This window comes from Azohydromonas lata NBRC 102462 (assembly GCF_001571085.1).
Classification (GTDB): Bacteria; Pseudomonadota; Gammaproteobacteria; order Burkholderiales; family Burkholderiaceae_C; genus Azohydromonas; species Azohydromonas lata.
Genome location: NZ_BCTC01000239.1, coordinates 1 through 2295, shown reverse-complemented (window position 1 = coordinate 2295; position 2295 = coordinate 1). Strand labels below are relative to the sequence as shown.

The 2295-nt window shown below is 71.2% G+C and carries 2 protein-coding genes; both read left to right on the top strand.

Features of this window, described 5'->3' with window-relative positions:
- Positions 1 to 1241: TolC family protein (locus ALA01S_RS30810; protein ID WP_157119427.1), on the top strand; the 1241-nt coding region annotated here is incomplete at its 5' end.
- Positions 1238 to 2295, top strand: a 1058-nt coding sequence (locus ALA01S_RS30805) for an efflux RND transporter periplasmic adaptor subunit (RefSeq protein WP_238456028.1), incomplete at its 3' end; no start/stop codon positions are given. The genes ALA01S_RS30810 and ALA01S_RS30805, both read left to right, overlap by 4 nt.

Below are 2295 nucleotides of genomic sequence, written 5' to 3'. Positions count from 1 at the left end.
TAGCACCTGGCTGGACCCTGGCGCAAGAAGCCATGCCCACGACAGCTGCGGCCGGGCGAAGCCTGACGCTGCAGGAAGCTCTCGCGCTGGCCCAGGCCGGCAACCCTGTGCTCAGGGCGAGACAGGCGCAGCTCGCGGCGGCTGAAGGCCAGGCCAGCGACGCTGCGGCGTTGCTGGCAAGCAATCCCCAGGTCTGGACCGAGCGCACGCGCCGCCGCGTGAGCGCGCCACCCGGCGCGCCGCGGCAAAAAGAATGGACTGCCGGCATCGAGCAGTCGCTGGAGATTGCAGGGCAGCGACGCCACCGGCGCGAGGCCACGCAGGAAGCGCTCGCGGCGGTGCGGCTGGAAATCGACGATGCGTCGCGTCAGCTGCGCGCCGAGGTGTCGCAACGCTTCTACCGCGTGCTGGCACTGCAGCGCCGCGTCGAGGTGGAAGCCCAGGCGTTGCGGCTGTTCGAGGACACGGCCCGCGCCATCGAGCGTCGGCGTGCCTCAGGCGAGGACACGCGGCTCGATGCCAATGTGGCCGTGGTCGAGGCCGAGCGTGCGCGCAACTCGCTGGGCGGCATCCAGGAACAGCTGCTGCAGGCGCGCGCCGATCTGGCCGCCGGACTGCAGCTCGATGCGGCCGAGCTGCCGCAGGCTGCCGGAGAGCTGCAGCTCACGCCCCTGGCGTACACGCGCGACGAGCTGCTGCAGGCCGCGCTGTCGCAGCCGCGGCTGCAGGCGCTCCAGGCCCGTGAGCAAAGCGCCCAGGCGAGGCTGCGGCTCGAACGTGCCGCGCGCTATCCGGACGTCACCGTCGGAGTCAACGTCGGCCGCGAAGGGCCGCTGGATGCGCGCGAGCGGTTGACCACCGTCACGTTGTCCGTGCCCTTGCCCCTGTTCAAGCACAACGCCGCGGGCATCGGCCAGGCCAGCACCGAGCTCGCTCAGGCGCAGGTGGAACGCCGCGCCGCCGAGCGTGACGCTCCCGCCCAGGTCCAGGCGCTGTGGTCTCGGCTGCAGAGCCTGCAACTCCGCGTGGAGCGGCTGCAGCGCCTGGTGCTGCCCACGCTGGCCGACAACGAGCGCCTGGCGCTGCGCTCGCGCGAGGTAGGCCAGATCGGGCTGCTGGAGCTGCTGGTCACGTCCCGGCAATCCCTGGACGCTCGCCGCGACCTGATCGACGCATTGCTGGACTACCACGCCACCCGGGCCGAGCTGGAAGCCACCGCCGGCTGGACGAGCCAGCCTTGAGAAAGAAGACCATGAAGAACCTGATGCAACCCGGTGGTCGCCGAGCGCTCGTTGCGCTGGCCGCGGCTGCCCTGCTGTCCGCCTGTGGCGGCCCCAAGAACGAGCAGCCTGTCGTGAAGGACGAGAAGGCGCAGGCGCAGGCCGAAGAAAGCTCCTTGATCAAGCTGTCGGCCGAGGAGGCGCAGCGCGCCGGGCTGCAGGTCCAGGCGCTGCAGCCCCAGGCCCAGGCCGACGTCGTCACCGTCACCGCCACCATCCGCGCCAACCAAGACCACTTCGCCCACGTCGCGCCCCGCGTGGAAGGCCGCCTCACGCAGATCGTGGCCAAGCTCGGTGACCAGGTGCGCGCCGGGCAGACTCTGGCCGTGCTCGACAGCGTGGCCCTGGGCGAAGCGCAGTCCGCCTACCAGCAGGCCCAGGCTTCGCACCGCGTGGCACAGAGTGACTTCGACCGCGCCAGCAAGCTCGTGGCCGAGGAGATCATTCCGCAGAAGGACTACCTGCGCGCGCAAGCCGAGCTGGAGAAGTCCCGCGCCGAGTTGCGTGCGGCCGAGGACAAGCTGCGGCTGCTCGGCGCGTCGCCACAAGGCGCCGGCCGGGCCAGCGCCAGCTTCGAGCTGCGCTCGCCGCTGGCCGGCACCGTCATCGAGAAGAAGGCGACCATCGGCGAGCTCGCCGGGCCCGGCGATGCGCTGTTCACCGTGGCGGACCTCTCGCGCGTGTGGATCGAGGCCAACCTCTCGGAAGACCTGCTGGCCAGGGTGCGCGTGGGCGCGCCGGCCAGCGTCACCGTCACGGCTTATCCGGGCGTGCGCTTTCCCGGCAAGGTGAGCTTCATCGCCGGCGCGCTCGACAAGGACACGCGCACCGTGGGCGCGCGCATCGAGGTGGACAACCAGGATGGGCGGCTCAAGCCCGAGATGTTCGCCACGGCCAGCATCCAGACCGGACAGACCAGGCAAGACGTGCTCAGCGTCCCCGACGCCGCTGTGCTGCTGCTGCAGGGGCAGCCGACGGTGTTCGTGCGCGAGAAGGACGGCTACGAGCCGCGGCC